At 61.3% G+C, this 23,337-nt stretch carries 30 protein-coding genes and 1 pseudogene; 6 read left to right on the top strand and 25 right to left on the bottom strand.

Annotated elements, in window-relative coordinates; translation table 11 throughout:
- Nucleotides 1–18: 18 nt before the first annotated feature.
- Nucleotides 19–1,896 carry a protein kinase domain-containing protein gene (locus H6B31_RS05655; protein ID WP_204897657.1) on the bottom strand — a complete coding sequence of 626 codons (1,878 nt, stop codon included), beginning with the start codon at nucleotides 1,894–1,896 and terminating at the stop codon, nucleotides 19–21.
- Nucleotides 1,880–2,305, bottom strand: a complete 426-nt coding sequence (locus tag H6B31_RS05650) for a helix-turn-helix transcriptional regulator (protein WP_087289706.1) — start codon at nucleotides 2,303–2,305, stop codon at nucleotides 1,880–1,882. The genes H6B31_RS05655 and H6B31_RS05650 overlap by 17 nt, the downstream gene beginning before the upstream one ends.
- 717 nt (nucleotides 2,306–3,022) lie before the next feature.
- Here H6B31_RS05650 and H6B31_RS05645 point away from each other — a divergent pair.
- From H6B31_RS05645 to H6B31_RS05630, 6 genes and pseudogenes are all read left to right on the top strand, one after another.
- Nucleotides 3,023–3,364: a plasmid mobilization protein gene (locus H6B31_RS05645; RefSeq protein ID WP_204897656.1), complete on the top strand. Its 342-nt coding sequence runs from the start codon at nucleotides 3,023–3,025 to the stop codon at nucleotides 3,362–3,364.
- A 34-nt stretch (nucleotides 3,365–3,398) separates the two neighbouring features.
- Nucleotides 3,399–3,752, top strand: a pseudogene (locus H6B31_RS17795) (relaxase/mobilization nuclease domain-containing protein); the annotation flags it as partial.
- A gap of 349 nt (nucleotides 3,753–4,101) precedes the next feature.
- Nucleotides 4,102–4,623: a hypothetical protein gene (locus tag H6B31_RS17135; protein WP_243418865.1), complete on the top strand. Its 522-nt coding sequence runs from the start codon at nucleotides 4,102–4,104 to the stop codon at nucleotides 4,621–4,623.
- Nucleotides 4,620–4,799 (top strand): hypothetical protein, encoded by a 180-nt coding sequence (locus H6B31_RS17130; protein ID WP_243418864.1) that lies wholly within the window; start codon nucleotides 4,620–4,622, stop codon nucleotides 4,797–4,799. Before H6B31_RS17135 ends, H6B31_RS17130 begins: the two co-directional genes overlap by 4 nt.
- 239 nt (nucleotides 4,800–5,038) lie before the next feature.
- Entirely contained in the window at nucleotides 5,039–6,193 is a 1,155-nt protein-coding gene (locus tag H6B31_RS05635) for a tyrosine-type recombinase/integrase (protein ID WP_204897652.1), read from the top strand.
- Between the two features lie 55 nt (nucleotides 6,194–6,248).
- On the top strand, nucleotides 6,249–6,494 hold the full coding sequence (locus H6B31_RS05630) for a hypothetical protein (RefSeq protein WP_204897645.1): 246 nt from the start codon (nucleotides 6,249–6,251) through the stop codon (nucleotides 6,492–6,494).
- Nucleotides 6,495–6,584: 90 nt separating this feature from the next.
- Here the strand turns inward: H6B31_RS05630 and H6B31_RS05625 are convergent, their stop codons facing one another.
- From H6B31_RS05625 to H6B31_RS05515, 23 genes are all read right to left on the bottom strand, one after another.
- Nucleotides 6,585–7,358, bottom strand: coding sequence for a peptidoglycan recognition protein family protein (locus tag H6B31_RS05625; RefSeq protein WP_204897643.1), 774 nt, complete (start codon nucleotides 7,356–7,358; stop codon nucleotides 6,585–6,587).
- Nucleotides 7,355–7,714: a hypothetical protein gene (locus tag H6B31_RS05620; RefSeq protein ID WP_204897642.1), complete on the bottom strand. Its 360-nt coding sequence runs from the start codon at nucleotides 7,712–7,714 to the stop codon at nucleotides 7,355–7,357. Before H6B31_RS05620 ends, H6B31_RS05625 begins: the two co-directional genes overlap by 4 nt.
- A 45-nt stretch (nucleotides 7,715–7,759) precedes the next feature.
- A complete protein-coding gene (locus tag H6B31_RS05615) occupies nucleotides 7,760–7,948 on the bottom strand; it encodes a hypothetical protein (protein ID WP_204897680.1) in 189 nt (62 codons plus the stop codon).
- Nucleotides 7,949–7,961: 13 nt separating this feature from the next.
- Nucleotides 7,962–8,186 carry a hypothetical protein gene (locus H6B31_RS05610; protein WP_204897640.1) on the bottom strand — a complete coding sequence of 75 codons (225 nt, stop codon included), beginning with the start codon at nucleotides 8,184–8,186 and terminating at the stop codon, nucleotides 7,962–7,964.
- Nucleotides 8,186–8,674, bottom strand: coding sequence for a carbohydrate-binding protein (locus tag H6B31_RS05605; protein ID WP_204897639.1), 489 nt, complete (start codon nucleotides 8,672–8,674; stop codon nucleotides 8,186–8,188). The genes H6B31_RS05610 and H6B31_RS05605 overlap by 1 nt, the downstream gene beginning before the upstream one ends.
- Nucleotides 8,667–9,194, bottom strand: a complete 528-nt coding sequence (locus H6B31_RS05600; protein WP_204897637.1) for a hypothetical protein — start codon at nucleotides 9,192–9,194, stop codon at nucleotides 8,667–8,669. The genes H6B31_RS05605 and H6B31_RS05600 overlap by 8 nt, the downstream gene beginning before the upstream one ends.
- A gap of 14 nt (nucleotides 9,195–9,208) precedes the next feature.
- A complete protein-coding gene (locus H6B31_RS05595; RefSeq protein WP_204897635.1) occupies nucleotides 9,209–9,586 on the bottom strand; it encodes a hypothetical protein in 378 nt (125 codons plus the stop codon).
- Nucleotides 9,573–10,700, bottom strand: coding sequence for a sigma factor-like helix-turn-helix DNA-binding protein (locus tag H6B31_RS05590; protein WP_204897633.1), 1,128 nt, complete (start codon nucleotides 10,698–10,700; stop codon nucleotides 9,573–9,575). Before H6B31_RS05590 ends, H6B31_RS05595 begins: the two co-directional genes overlap by 14 nt.
- Nucleotides 10,697–11,584 carry a hypothetical protein gene (locus H6B31_RS05585; RefSeq protein ID WP_204897631.1) on the bottom strand — a complete coding sequence of 296 codons (888 nt, stop codon included), beginning with the start codon at nucleotides 11,582–11,584 and terminating at the stop codon, nucleotides 10,697–10,699. Before H6B31_RS05585 ends, H6B31_RS05590 begins: the two co-directional genes overlap by 4 nt.
- Nucleotides 11,581–12,624 carry a Gp37-like protein gene (locus H6B31_RS05580; protein ID WP_204897629.1) on the bottom strand — a complete coding sequence of 348 codons (1,044 nt, stop codon included), beginning with the start codon at nucleotides 12,622–12,624 and terminating at the stop codon, nucleotides 11,581–11,583. Before H6B31_RS05580 ends, H6B31_RS05585 begins: the two co-directional genes overlap by 4 nt.
- A 3-nt stretch (nucleotides 12,625–12,627) precedes the next feature.
- Nucleotides 12,628–13,479, bottom strand: coding sequence for a phage tail family protein (locus tag H6B31_RS05575; RefSeq protein ID WP_204897627.1), 852 nt, complete (start codon nucleotides 13,477–13,479; stop codon nucleotides 12,628–12,630).
- A complete protein-coding gene (locus tag H6B31_RS05570; protein WP_204897625.1) occupies nucleotides 13,476–15,770 on the bottom strand; it encodes a phage tail tape measure protein in 2,295 nt (764 codons plus the stop codon). The genes H6B31_RS05575 and H6B31_RS05570 overlap by 4 nt, the downstream gene beginning before the upstream one ends.
- A gap of 193 nt (nucleotides 15,771–15,963) precedes the next feature.
- Nucleotides 15,964–16,326: a hypothetical protein gene (locus H6B31_RS05565; protein WP_204897623.1), complete on the bottom strand. Its 363-nt coding sequence runs from the start codon at nucleotides 16,324–16,326 to the stop codon at nucleotides 15,964–15,966.
- Between the two features lie 9 nt (nucleotides 16,327–16,335).
- Nucleotides 16,336–16,914 carry a major tail protein gene (locus tag H6B31_RS05560; protein ID WP_204897621.1) on the bottom strand — a complete coding sequence of 193 codons (579 nt, stop codon included), beginning with the start codon at nucleotides 16,912–16,914 and terminating at the stop codon, nucleotides 16,336–16,338.
- 3 nt (nucleotides 16,915–16,917) lie between these two features.
- Complete coding sequence (locus tag H6B31_RS05555; protein WP_204897619.1) at nucleotides 16,918–17,235, bottom strand: hypothetical protein; 318 nt, start codon at nucleotides 17,233–17,235, stop codon at nucleotides 16,918–16,920.
- Nucleotides 17,232–17,609 (bottom strand): HK97 gp10 family phage protein, encoded by a 378-nt coding sequence (locus H6B31_RS05550; protein WP_204897618.1) that lies wholly within the window; start codon nucleotides 17,607–17,609, stop codon nucleotides 17,232–17,234. Before H6B31_RS05550 ends, H6B31_RS05555 begins: the two co-directional genes overlap by 4 nt.
- Nucleotides 17,590–17,916 (bottom strand): phage head closure protein, encoded by a 327-nt coding sequence (locus tag H6B31_RS05545; RefSeq protein ID WP_204897616.1) that lies wholly within the window; start codon nucleotides 17,914–17,916, stop codon nucleotides 17,590–17,592. Before H6B31_RS05545 ends, H6B31_RS05550 begins: the two co-directional genes overlap by 20 nt.
- A complete protein-coding gene (locus H6B31_RS05540; protein WP_204897614.1) occupies nucleotides 17,909–18,181 on the bottom strand; it encodes a hypothetical protein in 273 nt (90 codons plus the stop codon). The genes H6B31_RS05545 and H6B31_RS05540 overlap by 8 nt, the downstream gene beginning before the upstream one ends.
- Before the next feature lie 61 nt (nucleotides 18,182–18,242).
- Nucleotides 18,243–19,487, bottom strand: a complete 1,245-nt coding sequence (locus H6B31_RS05535) for a phage major capsid protein (protein ID WP_204897612.1) — start codon at nucleotides 19,485–19,487, stop codon at nucleotides 18,243–18,245.
- Entirely contained in the window at nucleotides 19,484–20,068 is a 585-nt protein-coding gene (locus H6B31_RS05530; protein WP_243418863.1) for an HK97 family phage prohead protease, read from the bottom strand. Before H6B31_RS05530 ends, H6B31_RS05535 begins: the two co-directional genes overlap by 4 nt.
- Complete coding sequence (locus H6B31_RS05525) at nucleotides 20,037–21,284, bottom strand: phage portal protein (protein WP_204897608.1); 1,248 nt, start codon at nucleotides 21,282–21,284, stop codon at nucleotides 20,037–20,039. Before H6B31_RS05525 ends, H6B31_RS05530 begins: the two co-directional genes overlap by 32 nt.
- Nucleotides 21,285–21,293: 9 nt before the next feature.
- Nucleotides 21,294–22,958 carry a terminase large subunit gene (locus H6B31_RS05520; protein ID WP_204897607.1) on the bottom strand — a complete coding sequence of 555 codons (1,665 nt, stop codon included), beginning with the start codon at nucleotides 22,956–22,958 and terminating at the stop codon, nucleotides 21,294–21,296.
- On the bottom strand, nucleotides 22,955–23,305 hold the full coding sequence (locus H6B31_RS05515) for a hypothetical protein (RefSeq protein ID WP_204897605.1): 351 nt from the start codon (nucleotides 23,303–23,305) through the stop codon (nucleotides 22,955–22,957). Before H6B31_RS05515 ends, H6B31_RS05520 begins: the two co-directional genes overlap by 4 nt.
- Nucleotides 23,306–23,337: the final 32 nt, after the last annotated feature.

Below are 23,337 nucleotides of genomic sequence, written 5' to 3'. Positions count from 1 at the left end.
GGTGCGCAGGCTGCGCACTTATCCCTGATACACGATCTCAAAGGGCGCCTGGGCCAGCTGCTCCCGGGCCAGCCCCTGGTGGCGGGAGCTGAGCACCAGCCGCGTAAGCCAGGGGCAATCCAGCAGGGGCGTCAGGTCGGTGAGATGGTTATCCCGCAGATCCAGCTCCGTCAAGGCTGGAATGGATGCGGCGAATGCCAGGTCCCGCGTCCCGGTCTCCGTCAGATTGACATACTGCAGAGAGGAAAGTGTTGTCAAAGCCTCCAGGTGGGAGACGGCGCTGCCGGAGAAGTCCACCTCCCGGAGGCGCTGAAGCGCCTGAAAAAGAGACAGATCCAGCCCATCGGTGGAGTACAGCCGCAGTTCCTCCAGCCCCGTCAGCCCCGCCATGGTCTCCGCGGCCCCCTCTGGCATACTGCCGGTGACCAGCCGGGTGAGGCTGGGGCACGTCTCCAGGGGCGTGTAGTCCGTCACCCAGGTGGTGCGCACGTTCAAATACTGGATGTCGCTACCGGCAAAGGCCGCCACGGAGGTGACACCGGTAGCCTCCAGTATTACCTCCCGAAGCATCGACAGCTGGGCCACCCCCTCCGCTGTCCGCACCGGATTCTCGCCCAGATTCAGTACCTGCAGCTTCGTCAGACCAGCCAGCGGGCTGAGATCGGACACCTGGTTTCCTGTCAGGCTGAGATATTCCAGGGGCAGTTCCGCCAAGGGAGACAGATCGGAGATCTGTTGGTAGTCCAAAATCAGCACCCGCAGGCCGCTGCATCGCGCCAACAGCTCCAGATCCTCATCGCCGATGTCCCCGTGGGGCGTCTGCACCACATAGAAGTCGTGGGCTTCTTCCGCATGGGCCTCGTGCTCCTGAAGGGTGCTCATCCGCTGCTGGCCGCACACCAGCAGCTGCTCCACCTCCCCCAGCCGCTCCGCCGGGATGGGCTCCCCGGCTTCCAGCCCCAGCTCCTGGCACAGGGCCGCTTCCAGCAGGGGAGAGGAGACCTGCACTTCATCCTCATGGGCGGAGGGCCCCAACAGAAGGAACAGCAGCGCCGCACACACGCCGCAAACGGCCACTCCGGCCGTCCGTCGCCGCCAGCGGCCCTGCAGCGCCCGGGACACGGCCTGGGCCGAGGGGTAGCGATCCTGGGGATCAAAGGCCGTACACCGACGGATGATCCGGGCAAGTGCGCCCCGCCCCGGCAGCCGGGGCAGGAGATCATAGCCGCCGGTGAGCAAAAAGCGCATCAGCATCCCCAGGCTGTACACATCGGAGCGCTGGTCCGTCTGCTGGTAGCCGAACTGCTCCGGCGGCGCGGTAGCCTGGGTGCCCAGGAACACCGTGTCCGCCCGCCGCTCCGCCCGGTAGCGGCGGGCCGTTCCCAGGTCAATGAGATGACAGCGGCCCGCCCCGTCCCGGATCACATTCTGGGGCTTCACATCCCGGCAGATCACCGGCGGATTCTGGCTGTGGAGATCTTCCAGAACCCGGCACAGGGACAGGGCCGTCTCCCGCACCTGCCTGGGAGGACGCGGCCCCCGGGTGTCCACCCACTCCGCCAGGCTAATTCCTTCTACATATTCCCGGACCAGGTACTCCCTCCCCTCCCACTCCAGATAGTCCAGTGGGCGAGGAATCTGGCGGTGATGGAGCTCCCGCAGCAGGTCATACTCCCGGCGCAGGGTGTCCTCCCGCCCCGCCGGCTGTGTCTTCAGCACCGCCTGCCGGCCAGCCTGATCCCGAAGCAGATACACCTGCCGCTCCCCATCCTTCAGACAGGACTGGACCGTGTACCGCACACTCCACTCCGGGGGCAGAGTCAGGGTGTCCAGCACCTGCTCCTGGTACTCTTTCAAAAACTGTTCCCGCTCTCCCATGTCAGTGCTCCCCGGCATAGAGGCTCCGCTCCGGCAGGGAGGAGAGCAGCTCCTCCGCCTGCAGCAGGCTCATCTTCTGGTTCAGCGCGAAGATCACGGCGGCGTCCCGGCGCACGCGGGGATAGAGTGCCCCGCATCCACCCACCGCCAGAAGGCGCTGGGTCTCCTTCAGCGACAGGCCCAGGGCCAGGGCGGTGCGCAGCAGGATATCCCGCCCCGGAACCCGTTCCCCCCGCAAGATCTGATAGCCGTAGGATTTGCTCACGTCAGCCGCAGTCATCCACTCCGGGGCGCTCAGGCCCGCTTTCTCCAGCAGTTCCAGCAGTACCTGTGAACAGGTGGAGACCGTCTCCTCCTGATTCAGGAGTTTCCTTCCGCTCTCCCAGCTTTTCAGTCTGTGAAACAGTTCGCTTGTGGTGTCCGGCATCTGTCTCCCTCCTCCCCAATTGTATGTCCATTATACCGGTAATTTTAAAAATTCCAAAGGAATTTTTCCGGGGGAGCAGACAAATATCTGCGGTAAATTCTGTAGGCGGAACCGTTTGCCAGAAACGCCCTGGCCGGTCAGATTTTGATATGCAATACAAAGAAAACGGCTCTGCTCCTCTGCTATCGGAAACACCGATGCGTCTCCTACTTCCCCCTGTGCGCTCCTGTGTGCCTCCCTGGAGACAGGATGGCATCCGTAACCCCGGCGGAGCGGAACAGGGGCGTGTGGGGGCCGTGTGCCCGGCGCTGGCCCGTTGCCCTGGTTCCCATCCGCGACCGGTTTGTGCCACAAGCCCGGAGCGATTTGCCCCGCCGATGAGGGAGAAATGGACGGTCGAAAAAAGTGCGGGAAAAACCATACCACATCTCCTCGCAGTGCGGAGAGCGCTTGTGCCGCCAGTACTTGCACGGCCGGGGAGCGGATTTTACCCACCCTCGGGTGGGGCAAGCAGAGCGTTTGGCTTGCCGCGAGCGGCTGCCAAACGCCTTTTTCGGGCAGAAGCCCGCGCCCACTTTTTCTGCCCCGCGGGGCCAATTGATAACTTTCTGATAACTCCGTCCGTTTGGTATGGCTATCCACAAAAATTTTTGGTATGTTGTCGTTCCCGGAATGGGAGCGGCGGCATACCAAATTTTTATGCGGAGGTGATGGAACATGGCAGTCCGAACCAGAAACCAGGTGATCGCCTTCCGGGTCACTCCGGCAGAGGCAAGGAAGATCCGTGAGAAGGTGCGCCGATCCGGCCTGAGCCAGCAGGAGTACCTGCTCCGAGCCGCGCTGGAACAACCGATTCTTGTGATCCACGAACTCAAGCCCATCCTGACGGAGCTGCGCGCCTGGGGAAGAAACCTGAACCAGCTCACCGTCTTGGCTCACACGGGTCATATCCAGACGGTGTATCTGAACGAACTGACAGAAGCGCTGGGCAAGACCTATGAGGCGCTGAACGGTCTGCTCACAGAGAAAGGACCGGTGATCTCCTCTGGCGACCTGTAGCTACATCAAAGAGCGGACGCAGACGGCGGGCGCCATGGGGCGGGTGATCCGCTATGTGTCACAGGAGAAAAAGACGATGGATGAAACCGGCCGCCGCCATCTCTCCGGTATCAACTGCACGCCGGAGCTGGCACAGAAAAGTTTCCTGGCGACCAAGAACCTCTACGGAAAGGCCAACGGAACCTTCTTCTACCAGTACGTCCAGTCCTTCTCTCCCAAAGAGGAAGTCACGCCTGCGGAAGCGCACCAAATCGCCCAAGAGCTGGCGGAGCGGTTCTTCCCAGGCTGCGAGGTTCTGGTGGCCACACACATCGACGCGGAACACCTGCACTCCCACCTGATCGTCAACTCGGTTCACCCGGACACCGGGAAAAAGCTGCACTTCACACCCAACACTCTGGAGCAGATGCGGAAGGTCAGCGACCAGCTCTGCGAGGAGCACAGCCTCAGCACCTTGAAGCCATACCAACAGGATCGGCGCACCCAAGGCCTGATGGCAGGGGAATACCAGGCGGCCAGCCGGGGAGAGAGCTGGAAGTTCCAGCTGATCATCGCCATCGAGGAAGTCATGAAGCGGGCCGGGACGCGGGAAGAGTTCCTGCGTGAAATGAACCAGCAGGGCTATCAGGTGCGCTGGGAGGAGGGGCGAAAGAGCATCACCTACACCACCCCCACGGGGAAAAAGTGCAGAGATGACAAATTGCACGAACTGAAATTCAGAAAGGAGCAGATGGAGCATGAATTTCGAATCCGGCAGCGAGCAGCGCAACAGCGCACTGGACGCCCTGAAGCAGAGGCAGAAGGTGTCACAAACCATGCCAACCCTGACGGGCCAGCAGGCCAACATCCTCTACACCATGCCGCTCCAGACAGTGGAGCGGTTGGAGCAGGTCCTGCGGAGCACCCTGGCGCTCCAGGAGACTATCCGGACCGGGATGGATACTCTGGCTACCAAAAAAAGTCTGGAGCCGCTGGCCACGGAGGAGCAGCTGGCGGACTGGCTGGCGCGGGCCGACAAGATCCATCAGGAGATCTGCCAGGATCTGCGGCAGACGGTCTCCGAGATGAAGGAGGAGGGGAGACAGGCTGGGAAGCGGCGCGAAGAATTTATGAGGCGGCTCTCCGAGCTGGAGGAGCAGTTCCGCAGGAACTGGGACGAGGCCTCGGCCCGCTTCCAGGGCAAGATCCTCCTGACACTCCTGGCATCGGGCATCCTGTCAGCGGCGGTCAGCGTCCTGATGTGGCGGCTGCTTCTGTGACGGAGCAGATCGTTCATCTGCTGGCCAGGCTGGAGGACAGCACTGAAGCGGAAGTTATAGACGCCACTGCCCGTCCCCGGCACGGCGACCGAAAGGCCCTGGCCAAGGAGCAGGCAAAGAAGATCGCTATGGGCCACAAGGCCGATGACCACGAGGAGGGACAGCAGATGGGTTGACAGGCAGCCAGGCCCCACGCCAAAAGCCAGTGCGGGGCCTGGCCCTTTTCAGCCACCCCCTCAGATCTTGCGCCGCTATAAAACAAAGAGAAGAACCTCCTCTCGAAACGGAAGGTAATACGCCGTTGGCAAAGAAAGGTCGCAGACAAATTGATAATAAATTGATAACTCTGAGCTTTTGATATGGCTATCCACGAGAAGGTGTGGTATGTTGTGTTGCTGCAAAGGAGGCGAGCAGCATGGCAAAGAAACGGGCCAACGGAGAAGGTAACATCCGCAAGCGGAAGGACGGCCGGTGGGAGGGCCGGTATACCGCCGGATACGATTCCAAGACCGGGAAACGGATCATCAAAAATGTGCTGGGCAAAACACAGGCAGAGGTCAAAGAAAAGCTAAAGAAAGCACTCGAAGAAACCAACGGTTTAGATGTCAGCAAGGCGGCGGATGAGTATACCGTGACAAGCTGGCTGCGCACCTGGTACGAGCTCTATGCCAAGCCCAATGTCCGCACCGCCACGGCCAACCGGTATGAGCTGATCATCGAGACCTACACCATCCCCCGTATTGGACACATTAAACTGAAGAAACTGACCACCCGGCACCTGCAGAAGCTCTACAAAGAGTTATTGGAGAGCGGCAGAATACATGTCGGAAAGAACCAGGATAAGGGGCTGAGCTCCACCACCGTCCACAGCGTTCACTTAATGCTCCACTGTGCCCTGGACCGTGCGGTGAAGGAGCGGCTCATCCCCCGAAATCCCTGTGAGGACTGTATCGTACCCAAGCCCAGGAAACTGGAGATGAAGATCCTGCCTCCGGAGCATATAAAAGCCTACCTGGAGGCGGCAGAGGCCAGAGGACTGCTCCCAATGTTCTACCTGGAACTGGTCAGCGGCCTACGGAAGGGAGAACTGGTAGCCCTGCGGTGGGATGACCTGGACATCCAGCAGCGGACGATTTCCGTGAGCAAGCAGTACGTCCGCAACCCGGACGGCTCCCTGGAACTGACCCGACCCAAGACGGAGAACTCCGTACGGCTGGTGTCCATTCCGCAGACGGCGGTAGACCTGCTGATCCAAGAGCACTCCAAGCACCCGGACAGCCCCTACATGTTCCCCTCGCCCCTCACCGGAGAGATGTACCATCCCGACTCAGTGGTGAACCTCCACAAGAAGATCTTGATGGACGCTGGGCTGGAGCACCTCAGATTCCATGATCTCCGTCACACCTTCGCCACCACGGCCCTGCAGAACGGTGTGGATGTGAAAACAGTATCCTCTATGCTGGGCCACTTCGACGCCGGGTTCACCCTGCGGACCTACACCCACGCCACGCGTCAAAAGCAGGACGAGGCGGCCACCGCCATGGGCAGCTTCATGGAGCAGGTCCGATAAAGACAGAAAGAAAAATACGCCGGACAGGAAGCCCTTCTTCCTGTCCGGCGCTCTTATGTCCATTGGTTCCGTTGTTTCATTTCCGCGTGTGGGTCACGGTGTGGGTCAGAAATTTTTGACCAACCCACAAAGCAACTTTTTGCAACAAAAAATCCCCAAAAACCGAAGTTTTCGGGGATTTTTGGAGCTGCTACCCAGATTCGAACTGGGGACCTCATCCTTACCAATTGGTTTTGGCCTGTTTTGCGGCTTTCACCATTTCCCCGTAGCCTTTGCGCCGCAAGGGATACGGGCTTTTTAATTTTTGTAACGCTTCATAAATTTTGCTTGTTTTAGCGTCCATGGACGCTAAACGGACGCTAAATGGGCGCTAGGATAAAGGGCTGTTTACTCACCCCTTGGCCGCCCTCACAGCGGCCCGGACCATAACGGCCGTCTCCTCTCTGGTGGCGCCGGCCTGGGGCCGGCTCCCGTCGGTGATGCCCATCTCCACAGCCTCCTGGAGCAGCTCTTTCGCCCAGCCGCTCGCCGGCAGCGCGGCCCGCTCTGCTTCCAGCTTGGCCAACTCGTCCCGGACGATCTGCCGGATCTGATCCTCGGTCATGTCATACACCCCCTCTTGAAGCCGCCGGGTAACCTCGGCGGCGATCTCTCCGTGCCGGTCCAGCAGGTACTTCCCTGGGCAGGCCTTGGCCGCAAACCACCTGTGGACGGTCAGCACCATCTCGTCGGCCGCCGGCATATAGGCCAGGGCTTTGGCCTTGTCCTCCATCCACAACAGCTTGCGCTTGCCGTTGCGCCGGCAGATGTCGGTCACCAGATCCAGCAGGGCGCCGTAAGCCGCCTCTGTCACCGCGTAGGGGTGGACAGTGTCGCTGGCCGTCTCAATGGTGACCGCCCGGTGGTCGTTGGCCCGGTTGGAGGAGCACCAGCTCCGGTCACTCTCCGGAACACACAGCCCGATACTCCCGTCACAGCCTACCACATAATTGCAGGAGGCCCCGCCAACGGGGTCATAGGTAGTGAACCTGGCTCCGGAGCACCCCCGCTCCGCTGTCACCTGGCCCACATAGCAGTGGATGGTGATGCGGTCGATGGCGTGGTTCCGGGGGCTGGTACGGTTGGGGCTGATCCTGGTACAGGTCACCAGCGGACTGTTACTCATTCGGTCTCAGTCTCGCCGCTGGCCTCGTCCTCACCGGCGTCGCCGTCGCCCTCAGCTCCGGCCTCCTCCTTGGCCGCATGCCATTCATCGTCACTGATCTGCTGATCCATGCAGATCTTCTCAAAGATGGCCCGATTGCCCAGCTTGTAGGCCTCCCGCAGATCCCGCTCGTTGCGGCCCAGCACAGACATGGCCTCCCGTTCGGTCAAGGTCTCCCCGGTGGTGTCGGAGACGATCTCCGTATCCCCGGCCTGGGTCATGGCCAGCCGCAGCTCTCCCTGCGCCTGTTCAGGGGCCTCCCCCTCCAGATGGTTCTGCAGGTCGATGTACTTCCACAGATATTCGCTTGCTTTCATAGTAGGTTCTCCTTTCAATTATCAAAATAGGGGTGTTTTTGTCAATTAGGTACTTGGTTTATTGGCGTTCTTCTCAGCCTGGGTACCGAAGTAGAACGCAATAACCACGGTGAACACCGTGAGGAACTGGTCCGCAGTGACGCCGCCCGAACAGGTCAGGTAGGCAAACACCGCCGTGAGTACCAGAGTGACCAAGCTCTTGATGCTCAGCAGATTGGCCAGGCGCTTGTACATCTGCTCCACGCTCTCACCCCCTCTCCGCTTTCAAATCCCGGATGTCGTGCTGAACCTCGGTCATCTGCCCCTCCAGCTTATAGGTTCGCTCCACCAGGCTGTTGTGGGCAGCGACCTTTTTCTCCAACTGCTCGATCCGGTAGGTGGTTAATTTATTGGACACCAGGATTCCCCCGAAAGTACCGGCCAGGGTACCGATCAGGGACATTCCGGCCACGGCCAAGGTTGTCCAGTCCATCAGCTCTGTACCTCCGTGAAATACTGTCCAACCAGCTCATGGGGCAGATACTGAAGGGTGATCTTTCCGCCCTCCGACTCACCGTTTCGGCTGCACTGGTAGAGCTTCCCGTCCTCCGGATCTCGGTAGTAGAGGCCATAAGTGTACTCCATCCCACGGGCGGCGGTGATGGGATTGTCCTGTGTGCCGGTCTCCCCGGGCTTGGACACCGCCGCCCACAGGGCCGGCACTTCCGGGGGCGTCCAGCCTTCATTGCCGGTAGCGTCGTGAGCCTGCACCAGCTTGTAGATCGTCCCCTCCCACTGGTAGGGAGTGCCCACGGGAACGCCGGTAAAATCTCTGGCCCGCCAGGTGGGAATCATGCTCTGGTTGTCCAGCAGCTCCTGGTCGTCCGCCTCTCCAGAGACCGCCCTGGCCGCCAGAGCCGCAGCGTCCGCCTTGCCGCGGGCCTTCAGCTCGGCCTTGGCCATGGTCACAATATCAGCCATTGCTCTCCACCCCTTCCGTGTATGCCGCGCTCAGCTCGGCCTTGACTGTCTCAGCAGTGCCCGCTGCCTCCAGCTCCTCGATGGCGGCCGCCTGGCTGTCAATGGTGGCCGTCTGGCTCTGGATGGTCTCCTCCTGCTGGGCGATGGTGCTGTTTTTCTCCGCAATGGTATTCTGCTGGGTCTGAATGGTGCCCGCCTGCTCCTGGATGGTGCCCTGCAGCTCCGTCACCTGGGCCTGGTAGCCGGTTACATCCCCCAGGTACTGCGTTCCCACCTGAAGCACCACATGGTAGCTGCGGGTGGAGGCGCTGTACTGGATGTCCTTGACCGTGAAGCCGTAGCCTGCGGGCAGGATACACTCCCCCTCGATGGTGGGGGGGTCCCAGTTCAGGGCCTCGATCTGCTCTAAGGAGGCGAACTCCCGCTCGAATACCACTCGGTACTCCCCGTTGGCCCCGCCCCGCAGCACCAGGCCGCAGGACAGGCTACCGATCTTGAACTTGTCTCCGTATAAGCTCATACAGCTGACTCCTTTCATTTTGCCAAAAACGGCATCATGTTTCTGGGCCTCACGCGCCCCGCCGTCCGGTAACCCCGCCGGGCGGCTTCCTCTTTCAAGGCGATCCTTCTGGCCTCCGCTTCTCCGTCTGGGACCTCCCGCTGGATCTCCACATCAGTCAGCTCTCCGAGCTCATCCACCACCGGAGTAATCCACGGATAATACATCCGGATCTTTCGGCCCAGCTTGCTGGACATCGGCACCTCCCACCACTCCTCCGGGGACAACTCCGGAGCGGCCCGGAAGGTGTACTCCTTCATCACCGGTTCCGGAACCGCGCTGCCTGGCACGACCCGGTGGGCTCCTGTCCAGTATGTCTGCAGCACCCCCATGGTCTGTTTATGGATCAACATGGGCCGTCACCAACCTTTGCAGCCGGACATAGGTCTCCGGGTCCAGCCGGGCCCCGATGGTGTCCCCCTCCGGCGCTGGGAGCTGCCCCACCTGGACGCCCAGCCGCTTCAGCCGGCAATAGGCCGCACGCACGGTCTGGGGCTTCAGGCCCAGCTCCTGGGCCACCTGGTCCACACTGTCCCCCGCCTCTCGCCGGCGGGCCAGCTCGTAGTTGTACCGGCTTAGACCCCCGATTTTTTCGCCCCGGAAGCAAAATCGGTAATAGAAATACAGACGCATACCAGTCTGAATGCACAGAGAAAATTTGTCCGCCCCCTCCCAGTTGCGGATCTCCGGCCGGGTGGTGGCCTCGCCCCTGGCCCCCAGCTGCTGGACAGTCTTTCCCGCCCGTGTCAAGGTGCGGCTGACGGTGCTCTTCTCCAGCTCCAGCTTGTCTGCCAGCTCCTCCTGGGTCTTCGGCCACTTGGACAGCACCAGCAGCATCAGCTGACGCTGTCGGTCAGTGAGCACAGGAACCTTGGAGAGGTACTTTGTCCAATCAAACCCGCCCCGGCCGTCGGCACAGTCGGCAATGAGCCGCTTGGAGTCCACCCAGGCCTGCATCCGGTCCAGGCCCCGCTTTACGCAGCGGCTCACCGTGGACTTGGTCACACAATACTCCTGGGCGATCCGCTCCAGGGAGAGGCCCTGATTGTAGTAGGCGTCCAGGTAAAGCCTCTGCCGGTCGGTGAGCCGTTCACTCCCCTCAGCCATCCACTGCTGCAGTTGCTCCATACTGGCTCCCAGCTCCACCGGGTCGCCTGCCTCCACCTGTTCCCAAGAGTGGCCCTCCAGGTCGCTCCAGCAGGCACCGGAGCGCTCGAAGAAATCGAAGGACATGGCACCAATGTCCAATCTCCTGTTCTTCCGGGCGCGGGCCTTGCGCTCCTTAGGCGGGTCCAGGTGGTCGATCTGCTCCTGGAGCTCCCGGATCATGGTGCCGTAGGTGCGCAGCTTCTGCCGCAGGGCCTCCCGCTCCGAGGCGGAGCCGGCGGAGCGCAGCCGCCCCTTGTACTCCTCCCGCCGGGCCTTCAGTTTGTCCATCTGGGCCCGAAACTCCTCCAGCTGGGTCATCCGCTGGGGGTATCCGGGGCGGTATACATGGACAGTACCGCCTGCCCGTCATAGCCGGAAGTGTCCGGGTAGTGGAGCACAATGTCCCCGTTCTCCGCTGCAGTGGCATAGGTCTCCAAAGCAGCCCAGCTTCCAGGGCGGTACACACCGGAGACGGAGGAAAAGGCCCTGCAGGTAACCACATTCCCGGTCATTTTGTGAGTCGCTGCGGGGATGGTAAGGGTACACTCGCCCTCTCCCGCTACCCAGTCCGAAGCGGTGAATCGGGTGGTATAGGACAAGGTCTGGATCATCAGCAGGAGGTTTCCCGCCTCGTCCTCCCCCAGAATATCCCGCACTCCGTCGAACCAGTCGTTGAACGCCGCCAGCATCTGCTCCAGGTAAGAAGCGGTGGGAATATGCTGCACCGCGCTCACCGTGATCCCGCACACAGTGTCGTCCAGCCGCTTGTCCGTGATCAGCGCCTGGGTAATGGACGAGGTGCCGGCGGGTACAGAAATCTCCGCCAGCTCCAGCTCGTAGACATCCGCGTTCCGGGTGATGGCCGGAGCGACGGGCTGCGCCGCCGGCGTGCCGGTTACTACCTGGACGGTGATGGTGCGGGCGGTCAGATTCAGACGCAGCACCACAATGTCCCGGCGTTCGTTGCTGGCGTCCGCGTTGGCAACGGTCAGAGTTTTCGCCGTATCCAGTAGATATAGATAGCCCTCGATCCAGGCCCGGCCAGCGGCCACAGAGACCGTCATTCCAGTCCCGGCGCTTACCCCGCATTCGTCCTTATAGACACCTGTGGTCACCAGCGCCTTGATGTACTTGGCCAGCCAGTCCGGCGTATACTTGCGGTCGCCGCCCTGGGATACAAAAAAGCCGCTGCTCTCGCTCATTCGGTATCATCTCCCAAATCCAATTTTTCCGGGAGCGGGGAGCCAAAGGTGGGAGTGAAGGTAAACACGCCCTTCTCGTAGACCTCCTCCACCTCCGTGATCCGCTCGTGCATGGTGATTCCCAGGCGGGTGTACTGGACGGAGACCAGGTCGCCCAGATCCCAGTCCACCCGATAACGGAAGTTTTCCACATCTTCGCCGTCCCCCTCAAAGGACTCCACCTTGACGCAGGAGGCAAGCTGTTCCAAGCCCCGCTGGCGCAGGAGGGCCTGGTACTCCTCCAGGGATGTGTCCGCGTCCTGCTGGATGTCTCTGGCGTCCACATAGAGCTCCCGCACCTCCTCGCCCTGGGAAAGATCCACGACTACCACCACGCGGTCGTCCCCTTCCCCAGCCCCGGCCACATAGGCCCGGTTTTTGTAGTTCTTGGAGGTCTTGGTGTACCGCGGGGACGCCAGGTTGCCGAACTCGTCAGAGAACAGAACAAAGGGCCGCTGGGATTGCAGAACTGTCCGGTCTACTCCCTCATAAACCTGGAAGATCATCGCCCCAGGCTGGAACAGCACCCGGAAGCCCAAGCCGGAGGCCCGGGCCAGCCGCTCCTCCGCTGTCAACAGATTCTTGTAGGTGACCTGCGTCTCAATGTTGTCCGGGCTGCCCACGCCGGCGGCCCCGGCGGCGGAGAGCTCAGGTACTACACGGGTTCCCTCCGGGATCAGGGCCAGCATGGCTTGCTCTGGGGGCATATGCAGGGTATAGCGCTGGGATAAGATGGCCCGTTCCAGTAGAGAGGACAACATTCTCCCGGTGACGGCCAGATCGTCCTCGTCGATGTCGATCTCCTCGATGATGGCAGACTCCTCCCGGTCGGTGCGCCGGATGATCCGCCCCTCGGCCAGCAGCTCCCGGTTTTCCAGGGTGGCGGGCACATGGATCTCCACCTCTCCGGGCTCAAAGTATTTCCTCCGCCACCGGACGCTGGTGGTGCGCTCCAGCACATCCACCAGGCCGTCGGTGCGGTCATACACATACAGCTCCACAGGCTACACCCCCCAGTACAGCGGCGTAGAGGCCAGGGTCACAGACAGGGCCCCTGATCCGCTGTCCGCCTCATAGGTAAACAGGTTTTCTCCCGGCTCCACCTGCAGCCAGGTGCCGCCGAATTCCCAGCAGTAATTGATGTTGCTCTCCACATTGTCCCGGATCAGCTTCACCCGCTTGCTGCCGGGGCCGGTGGTCACCACCAGCACATCCCCGTTGTGGAGCGTGGTCAAAATCCGGAAGGACTGCTGCCGGTTGACCTCGATGAGCTTTGGGTTGGACGCCTCACCAGTGGCAGTAAAGGTGACCGTCAGCCCCCGGCTGACGCTGCTGGGGTTGTGAACAGTAGCCATTTTGGTGTCATGCTTGATGGCCACCTCAAATTCCGCTTCCAGCTCCACCGGCCACTCAATCAGGCCCTCGATCTCCGCCACATCGGTGCGCTCGTCCTGGGCGTCCCGGAACACCGGATCAGGACAGATCAGCGAGATCGTTACATCCCGAAAAATCCCGTCCAGGTCGAACTCGCAGTTCTCCGTCTTATAGTCGATCTTCCGGGCCCTGTCGCCGTCATAGAAGTAAAGGGTTCCCGTCTCCCTTGGAACAAAGAAAGCGAAGAACTCCTCCCGGATCTGGTCGTGGGTTGTCCCCTCCGGAGGAATCACCGTGGCCTTGATCACAATATTCCGCTTGTTGGCGGTGGAGCCCTGGTAGAGCTCCCCGTCCATGCCGGCGGCCTGCCGGCTGCTCACATCGAAGTCCGCCTCACCCAGGCCCTCCGCCGAGGAGAGCCAGTAGGGCCGGGTGTGGGCAAAGGTGATGGTTCGGCTGCCGCGCTCACATACGATTCTCATGTTCTCGCCCCCGCAAGCATTTTCCTGGTTGCGTTCCGGGTCTGCCGGGCCACCTCAGCCGGCGTCATGGCCGCCGTGTAGAAATTTAGGGTCTGCTGGTATCCGGCGGCCCCGCCGCTTGCCGTGCTTCCTCCCTCGGACGAGCTGGCCGCGTTCAGCGGCGTCACACGCGCTTTTCCGTTCACCAGGGACAGCAGCTCCGGCCCTGCCTCGCCCACAATGGCGCTGCCGGCCTCCAGGATACCGCCCTTGGCCAGCAGGGGGATCTCCGGAATCGTGGGGATCATGGGAAGCCCGGCACCCAGCATATTCAGCACCGCGATCATCTCATTGATCCCGGAAATCAGACTGTTGATAAACCCGATGGCCTTGTTCAGCATGCTGATGATCCCGTTCAAAGGCACCTTCACGATCTCCACTAGGGCGTTGAAGATTCCGGCAAACACATCCTGGACGCCCTGCCAGGCCCGCTCCCAGTCGGCGGTAAAGACGCCGGCCACAAAGTCGATGATCCCCTGGAAGATCTGCTTGATGCTGTCCACCAGGTTGGAGATACTGGTGGTAAACGCCGAAAACAGGTTTTGGATGTTCGTCCAGTGGGACTGCCAGCCGGTGAGAAACACCGTAGTCAGGAAGGTGAGCAGGGTCTGAAACACGGTGGTCACCACCTGGATCGCCGTCTGGATGGCAGTGGCGAACACGGAGACCACCGTCTGCAGCATGGTGAAGATATCTGTCCAGCTGACGCCAAAGACCTCCTGCAGGAAGGTGAGGAAGGTCTGGAAGATCATCGTGATAGATTCCCAGGCAATGGCCAGGGCCTCCTGGAAGGTCTGAAACAGCAACTGCATGGTGGTGATGATGGTTGTCCAGACCGGGGAGAATGTCTCCTGCAACCACTCCAGGAATACCTGGAACGCGGATTGAATCACCGCCCAAGCGGCGGTTACCGCATCCCGGAAAGCCTCGCAGTTATTCCAGAGCAGTACAATGGCTGCGGTGATTCCAGCGATGGCGGCCACTACAACTCCGGCCGGACCAGTAAGGAAGGTCATCACACTGGCCAAACCGGTAGCGGCCGCCGAGCCGGTAGTAGCTGCCCCGCTGAAAATGGCCAGAGCGGACGACACAGTACCAATGGCGGTAGCCACCGGGCTGATGGCCGCTACCAGAGCCAGCAGTGCCGCGATGGCGGTCTTTTGTCCGGTGGACAGGCTGTTGAACCAGGCCAGGAACTGGGCTGCCAGCCGGGTCACCGAGGTCACCACCGGCTGAATGGCCTCCGCCAGGGCCGCCATCTCCTGCTGCAGATCTGCCGAGGCCTCTTTTCCCTCTACCAGGGCGGCATTGTTCTCCTTCCAGGCGTTGTACGAGTCCATCAGACCGGCGTCCGCCAGGGTCTGGAGGGCCAGCTGCTGCTTTTCTGCCTCGGTGGAGCACTCAGCCAAAGCGGCGGAGAAGTTGTCCGCTCCAATGCCCAGGCGATCCAGCAACTCCCCGAACTGTCCCGTGGCGGTGCTGGTGGCCAGGGTCTCCTGCAGGCTGTCCGCCAGGCTTTCGATCTTCATGGTGTCCGGGAAGGCCAAGTAAGCTCCAGCCAGCCCTTCTACCGCCTTTTGCAGGTTGCTTTCGGTAAAACCGGCCTGAAGCAGGTTGGCCGTGGCCTCCACGCTGCTGTCCGTCTCGTCGGACACCACATTGAAGGCGCTGAACGCCTCCCGGGCCGCGTCGACACCCACCCCCGCCTGCCGGGCGTTGTTGTCCAGCTTGGACAGGTCAGAGCGCAGCTCCTCGGTGGCCGGGACAGTGGCCACAGCAGCGGCCCCCAGGCCCAGAATACCCTTGGTCAGGGGGGCGGTAGCCGAGGCCACCTTGTCCGCCCCCTCAGAGACCGTCAAAGCGTGCTGCCCCATCTTCTGCAGGGACACGCTGCTCTTGGAGGCTGCCGCCTGCAAGCTCTCCAGTTTCTGCTCGGTGGCTACGATCTCCCGCTGGAGTGCCTCGTACTGCTCCCTGGAGACCTCGCCCCGTTGGAACTGCTGCTGAACCTGGGCCTCAGCGTCCTTCAGGGCCTCCAGCTTGCTGCTGGTGCTCTCCACCGCCTGGGCCAGGAGCCGCTGCCGCTGCTCCAGCAGGTTGGTGTTGGTGGGGTCCAGTTTTAAAAGCCGCTCCACATCCTTCAGCTGGGACTGGGTGCTGTTGATCTCCTTATTGACGCCCTGGAGGGCTTTTTTCAAACCGGTGGTCTCGCCGCCGATCTCCACGGTAATGCCTTTGATACGGTCAGGCATAGAAACACCTCCTAAAAGCGGTCAAAATCCTCCTGCGTGGCCAACTGTGGATACTTATACTCATCATTTTGCTGTTCCGTATACATGTCGTTGACCATACCTACAGTTAGGAGCTCCAGATCCCGCAGACTGATTCCTAGCTGGACGCACCGCAGGAGGAAGATGGGCGTGGACAGCTCCCGGTCGATGGGTCTTATTTTTTTTTAGGATTTGCCTGGGTCTCCAGATTCAGATCCCACAGCTCCAGAATCTGCGGGAAGATCTCATAGACGGAGAAGGTGTTGAACTGATCCAGCCACTCCTCCGGGGTGGCCGGTGTGTTCTCCGGATCTCCATGGCGGGCCATGATGAAGGCCACATCCTCGAACATCTCCAGCAGGCGGGGCGGGATATTGCTCTCCGGACTGTCGCTCTCCTCTGCCTGCTTCAGGGCCTTCTGGATCTCCCCCATGTCCTGCATGATGTCCCGGCGGAACTTGATCCGATAGAGCCGGGGGACGGCGGCGGTGGCCCGGAAGGTCACCGGCCGGCCGTCAATGGTCAGCGTCTTTACCATAGCTCCTCCTTATCCCGCGGCCGCAGTGGGCGTATAGACCTCGTCGTACCAGGCGCTGGCCACGGCGGGAGTCGTCTCATCTCCGGTCTTGGCCTTCACATAGCCGTTGGGCAGAGATGCAGCGGAGATAGTTAGGGTCTCCGTGCTGGGCTCGATCTCGTCCTCGGAGGTCTCGCTCTCAATGTTGGGCCGGGTGGCCGTACAGTTATAGAGCACATGCTTGACGCCGGAAGCGTCCCCCTCAAACTCAAACAGCAGCGCGAAGGCTTTGCTCGCGGCGGTGGATTTTTCCAGATAGACCTTATCGGTCTCATTCAGCTCCTCCCCCAGGCAGTCCTGTCGGAAGGAGTCGGGCACCATGGCGGACTCAAAATCCCCCTCATAACCGTTGTTCTTCGCCGACTGCCAATAGACAATGCCGTCTGCGTAAAACTTGCTGATGCTGCCCTGCTGCTCCAGGGAGATAGATCTTGCGCCAGGCCAGGGTACCGGGGTGGAATAGGTGGGCCAGCTGGTGTCCGTCCCCTCCGCAGTCATGGGGGCGTAGTGGACATTTTTGATGTTGTATTTTACCTTGTTCTTACTCATGGTTCACACCTCGATCTCATAGATCACTTCGTTCATGCGTTCGCTGGAAATATAGGCCTCGTCCTTGGTGTAAAAGATCCCGGCAGTTGTGAGGGCTCCCTCCACGACCGCCTCGGACTCCGGGTCCTTGTCCCTGGAGTAGAGCTCCAAGGTGTACCTTTGGCTGGAGGAGTAGACTACGCCGTCCGCCCCGAAGGGGTTGCTGCGCCCAGCGAAGAAGACCCCATAGGGCAGGGCCGGGGCCTCCCCCTCCTCCCACTGGCGGTAGGCCCAGGGGAGGCCGGTGCCGTCCAGCACAGCTTTCAGCTGCTGCAGCGTCATCCTCCGGGCACCCCTCTCCTAATTTTCTCCTCCAGGGACTTCTCTGCATGTGCCTCTGCCGGGCCGATGTGGGGGATTCCCTCTACCCGGCCACCGCCGTCTTTGGCGTGACCATCTTCCAGCAGGTGGGTCAGCTGGTAGTCAGTGGCATTGTGGACCACATTGCGCAGCTGGGTGGTATTCTCATAGACTTTCTTCTTCCGCCAGCCCTTCTGGTAGTCCCCAGTGTCCTTGGGGGAGTTCTGGCGGATCTCCTGCAGACACTCGTCGGTTACCTGGTCCACCGCCTGTTTGACCACATCGGTGACCTGCCCGGCGTATTCCTCCAGGGCCTCGGCAATGGCGTCCCCCAGCTTATCCACCGTCACCGCCATCTGCCTCGCCCCCCTTCCTCATGACATACAACTCCCGATTCTCGCCGTTCAAGAAGGTGCGGTACACGGAGTATCGATCCCCCTTCAGTTCCACCAGCGTCTCTCCGTGATAGTCCACATCAGGAATTACTACCAGGAAGGAGGGCTTCAGGCCCATGGCGCCGGCGGCCTGGAACTCCGCCCGGGTGACGCTTTTCAGCTCCGCCCAGGCCTCCGAGGATTTTTCGACCCGAATGGGGTTGCCGATGTCGTCCCGGCCAGTAACCTTGACGGCGATCAGCGTCACCGGCGTGTCGAAGTCACACATCTTGCTCCTCCTTCTGGGGATACACCAGAGCAAGGGCGGTCTTCAGCTCCAGGTAGTCCCGGCGGTACTGGTCCCCCTTGTCCGCGTAATTGAACTTCCAACGGGCGTACAGCTTTACAGCCATATCGGTCAACGCATTATCCACATCACCCATGCCGGATGTGGATAAATCCAGCTTGGCGGCATCCATAGTACCCTGGATCTCGCTGTCCAGCTTCTCGCTGGTCAGGCGCAGGTACGACCGGAGTTCCTGAACTGTCAGCACAGGGGTTCCCTCCTCTCTGGAAGGGCGACCCGAAGGCCGCCCTTCTATGTTTCAGCAGCGCTTAGGCTGAGGCGCGGGTAAACAGGCACACGGCCTTCTTCTCCGCGGGCTTGCCGTCGGCCAGGGCCATCACCCGGTAAACTGTGGAACCGGAGCGGAATGCCACCGACTTGTCGCTCTCCACCGCGGGGGCCTGGGCGAAGTTGAACTTGTAGGCCTCCTTGAAGTCGCCGAACAGCAGGTTGTCCGCCGTGCAGTTGTCGTCTACGATGACGGGGTAGCCCAGGATGTTGAACTTGGCCGGCGCCTGAGGGTCTGCCACCACCACGGGGCGGCCGTTGGTGTCGGTGATTCCCAGCACCTCTTTGTAGAACAGGGCTCTGGGCATGGCGAAGGAGGCGTTGGTCAGGTACTGGGTGGGCAGAGTGGAGATGATGGTCAGCAGGTCCTTGTAGGTCATGGCCGCCTTGGTGAAGGTGCCCTTCTGGGTGATCTCCCCCTCCTTCAGCAGGCCGGTGGCCTGGCTGCTGCCGGTTCCGGTGAAGATGGCGGCGTCCACCGCCACAGACAGCTTGTTGGCCAGCCGCTCCACCAGCCAGGTCTCGAAGGCGTCGATGGCCATGGCCATCACATCGGCGGTGATCTCCACCGTCTTGATGAGCTTATAGGCCCCCAGGGTGATGGAGGTGATGGTGTCGGCGCTGTCGGTGGCGGCGGTTCCCATGGCCACCCAGCTGGCGGCGTTGACGGTGCCCTCAATGGGGAAGGTCACATTACCGGGGATGTAGGTCACATCCACCGCTGCGATCATGGGGGTCAGCTCCAGGCGGTGGATAATCCGATTCATGGTCTGGGTGGGGATGGCCGCGCTGGCAGTCACCGCCGCCCGCTCCTCCGCGTCCAAGGTCTTGCCCTGCAGGTTCTTCAGCCAGGCGGATCGATACTCTGGGGTATCCACCCCGAAGGTGCGCTGCTCCTGGGCACTGGTCTGGAAGGTGCGGGTCACCCGGCCGCTGACACCGGTGCCGATCTCCTTCAGGATAGCGGCCCGCCGCTCAGCGGCGCCGGTGATCTGCTTGCGCTCCTCCTGGAGCTCCTTTACTTCCTTCTCCAGAGCGTCCAGGTCAGCCCCCTCCTGTTCCAGCTCGGCGGGGATGGCCGCCAGCCGGGCCTCAATCTCCGAGAGCCGATCCGCCGGAGCAGCGAAGAACTGCAGGCCGATCCCGGACAGCTTGCCGGGGTGGCGGCGGGTGTGGCCGGCCTCCAGGGTCCGGCCGATCATAGTCACATCGTTTCTCTGATTCATCGTCTTGCCTCCAATAAAATTCGGATGATTTGCTGCTTTCTCCGCGCTGCGGTCTGGGCCGCCAGCCGCTCCTGCTGCTCCGCCTCGATCACTCCGTCGAGCCAGGAACGCGCAGAGATCTCGGTCGCTGGGTTCGCGGGCATAGACACCGCGGACACATCGTAGACCTTCTGAATGGATAAAATACGCCGGGTGTGTGTCTCCCGGTCATAGCTGTCCTCCCGGACGGTAAACGCCCAGGACATCTTGGTAATCAGCCCGGCGGAAATATCCTCGTGCATGGACCGGGCCTGCTCCGTTTTGGACAGGTCTGCCGCCATAAACAGGCCGTGGTCGTCTGGCACTACCAGGAGGGTATTGCTCCTCCCGGTTCTGGCAAACACCCGGCCGCCGTGGTCGTACTGCATGATCACATCGGACAGATCCGCCCCGTCCAGGGCATGCCGGTCGATGATCTCCTTGTACTGGATCCCGTCGCACTCATAGAGCACATAGGGATCGTCGAATGTGGTGGCGTACCCCTCCACATAGAAGTCAGTGTCAAACCGTTTATTGGCCGCCGCCGGTGCCAGCAACGGCATCGTTCGGTACTCCCGATTGATTACCACCGGCAATTCCCTCACTCCCTTCTGTCACTCCGTCCTGACGGTTCAGGGCGTTTACTTCCGCATACTCCCGGCGGATGTAGTACCGCTGGGCCTCCGGCGTACCCAGAACGGGCATCTGGAACACTTCCCGGCCCTCGTCGATGGTCATCATTCCCCGGTCGAAGAGCTGGGTCACCGTGTTCAGCTTGTCCGCCATGGTCATGTGCTGCAGCCGGTTCACGGTAAAGTCAATCTGCTTCCCCCTGGCCACCTCTGCCGGGGTGTAGGCCATGTTGGTATGCACCAGGGACGCTTCAATGGCAAAGGGCTCGATCTGCCCCTCGTAGTAGGCCGCCCACTCGTCCGGAGTATATTTGCTCTGGAGAATCGCGTCGTTCATGCCGAAGTAGTCAAAGACGCTCTCCCGGATCATGGCCGACTGCTTATCGTCCACAATATAGGGCTTGGTGGTGATCTCCTTCACATCGGCATACTTGGCGTCGAACATCATCACGCCCCCGGCGTTGGCCGGGTCCAGGTTGTCCCGCACCAGACGATCCCGCTCCTCATTGATGGCCGCCGGCTTCAGGGTCTGGGCCAACTTGGCCAGGAAGCGGACGGAGGCAGAGGCCTTCACCCCGTTGACAATGCTTTGGTTCTGGGCGTTCACCAGTTCCAGGGTGGGATGCAGGGCCCGGTTGTCCTCCCCGAAGAAGTCGTCCCGGTACTGCATCTGGCTTAAAATCCCGGTGTGATCCAGTTCCACCGCCGCCGTGCCGGCCCCAGGGAAGCGGAAGCGCACATATGGCACGCCGGAGCGCTCCACAATGGCCGCCTCGCTGGGTAGAACGGGATAGAAGCCCTCCAGCCGGAGCATGAGCTCGTCGGCGTAGACCGGCACGATGAAGGCAGTATTCTCCGTCTTGTAGATGGTGGCCAACCGGTACAGGTACTTCTTAGTGTCCATCCAGGGGTTGGGCCGGTAGGTCAGCGTCCGATCCAGCCGAGTGCTCCCCGGCCCTGATACCACTGGCCGCAGCTTGCTCACATGGGTGGCAAAGGTGTGGATGCAGGCCCGGGTCAGGGCCATCTCGTACACGCCCCCGTCGAAGGAGGTGTAGACCGGCATGTAACCGCCCAGAGTACGAAAATAGGTATAGACAGCCGCCTCCGATACTTTTCTGGGAAACAGCTTTTCAAACAGCCCCACGCGCTCACCTCAGTTCAGATTGATATACTGGTCTTTCTTGTCCCGGAGCACCGTATAAGCGCACAGCAGCGCCACCGTCCCGTCGATCCGCCGGCGGGGGTCCAGGGACTTCACCGGCTGACAGTTGCCGTTAATGTCCACCTTCTCCTCGGTGTTGATCAGACACCACTTGTCCACCGGATTGTTGTCGTAAACCACCAGATGGGCCTGAAAGTCCGCCCGCAGATCCTTCATGGGCTGGGACAGGGTGATGGCCCCCTGGCGTACGGGGATCATGCTGTTGGCGCCGAACTCCGCCTGGAACTCCCGCAGCAGAGTGTCGTCGATGTGCCACGGGTCGTACCCGATGAACAGGGTATACAGGTCCTCGGTGTCCCGCAGCTCCTTGAACCACTCCAGGAAGATCCGCTTGTCGCACTTGTTCCCGGGACAGGTACGCATATAGCCCTGCTGAATCCACAGGGAGTAGGGCACATTGTCCCGCTCCCGGCGGTTTCCCTCCGCCTCCTGCTTGTCCAGCACAGCCTGGGGGATCCAGTACATGGAACGCACATAGATGTGCGGGTCGTCCGGCCGCATACAGATGGCCTTGGCCGCGTTCAGGTCGGTGGTGTCCGCCGCGTCGAAGCCACCGATGGCGTAGTCAAAGCGCAGCTCCGGATCTTTTGTCCAGACCACCTCGTTGTTCAGCTCCTCATACCGCAGCCAGGCGCTGGCCGAGGTTTGGGGCATGTTGAAGTCCTTGACCATCACGGTGGGCTTGAAGCTGGGGTCGTCCTTGGCCTTCTGCACCATCTGGGCCAGGTAACCCCGGCTCTTGATAGTGCCCAGGCCGGGGTTTGCTTTCTCCCAGCACTCCGGCTTGTCCCACTCGTCCCGGTCGTCCAGTTCGTACAGGAAGGGTAGGAACCTGGGGTTGTCCGCCTTCCCATCCAGGATGTCGCAGGCGTACTGGTACTGGGCGTCAAAGATCCCGCCCCGGATGAAACCGTTGGTGGTGATGGTGAACAGCAGCGGCTGGCTCCGGGCGCCCATGGCCTGCTTGATCAGGTCGTAGATGTCCCGGTTCTTGATGGCGGCCAGCTCGTCGATGGTGGCCCCGTGGACATCCAGGCCGTCCAGGCTGGAGGTGTTGGAGGCCATGGCTTTGATAAAGCCCAGATTCATGGGGTTGTAGATGTCCGCCACCCGGCGGCGCAGGTGCCGGGAGAGCATGGGCGACTGGTGGACCATCTTCTTGACCGCGTCGTATCCCAGCTTGGCCTGCTCCAGTTTGGTGGCCAGGTTGTAGATCTGGGGCGCGCCCTCGCCGTCGTTCACCAGCAAATCCACCTCCACGGCGGCGGTCTCGGTGGTCTTGCCGTTCTTCCGGCCCTCCACGATGAGAACTTCGTTGTACTGGCGCAGGTCGTTGTCGTCCACAAAGCCGAAGACGGCCTGAAGCCGGGCCCGCTGAAACAGCTCCAGACGCAGGGGCTCCCCCAGCCGGCCGGAGGGCACCCGGCAGAAACGCTGGATGAACTCGATGTGCCGCTGGGCAATGTCCGGGTCAAAGTGGAACTCCCCGGGGCAGGCCAGGGCAGTCAGGAGCCGCTCGGCCACCTGTTTCATCCGCCGGCAGGCTGGGATCTTTTCGTCCAGGAGTGCGGTGAAATAGCGCTCCAGATCGGTCATCCGCGACCGACGCCCTTGCCTTTCAGAAATGCGGTGAGCTCATCGTCCGGAGCCGGCGCGTCCGGCAGGATGTCGTTGATCTGCTTGATGACGGATGTGTAGTTCTTGATCATGGAGTTGTACACATCCACCTCCGGGGACTTCCGAAGCCCATACTGGTTTTCGCCATTCTTGTATTCAGACACCACTCCGTTGGCCCGGATGTCGGCCTGCAGCTTGGTGAGCTGCTCCTCCATGAACACTGCGTTGGTGATCAGCTGCAAGCACATGGACTGCTTATCCGGCGCCGCAGCGAAATAGGGATCTGCAAAGCGCCCCAGCTCTTTTTTCGTAACTTTCTTGGCCATAACTACACCCCCTTCCCGCGTCGCGCCCGCTG

It is taken from the genome of Pseudoflavonifractor capillosus (assembly GCF_016899775.1).
Taxonomy (GTDB): Bacteria; Bacillota; Clostridia; order Oscillospirales; family Oscillospiraceae; genus Lawsonibacter.
The sequence above is the reverse complement of the archived record's forward strand: the minus strand, read 5'-3'. Positions and strand labels throughout refer to the sequence as shown.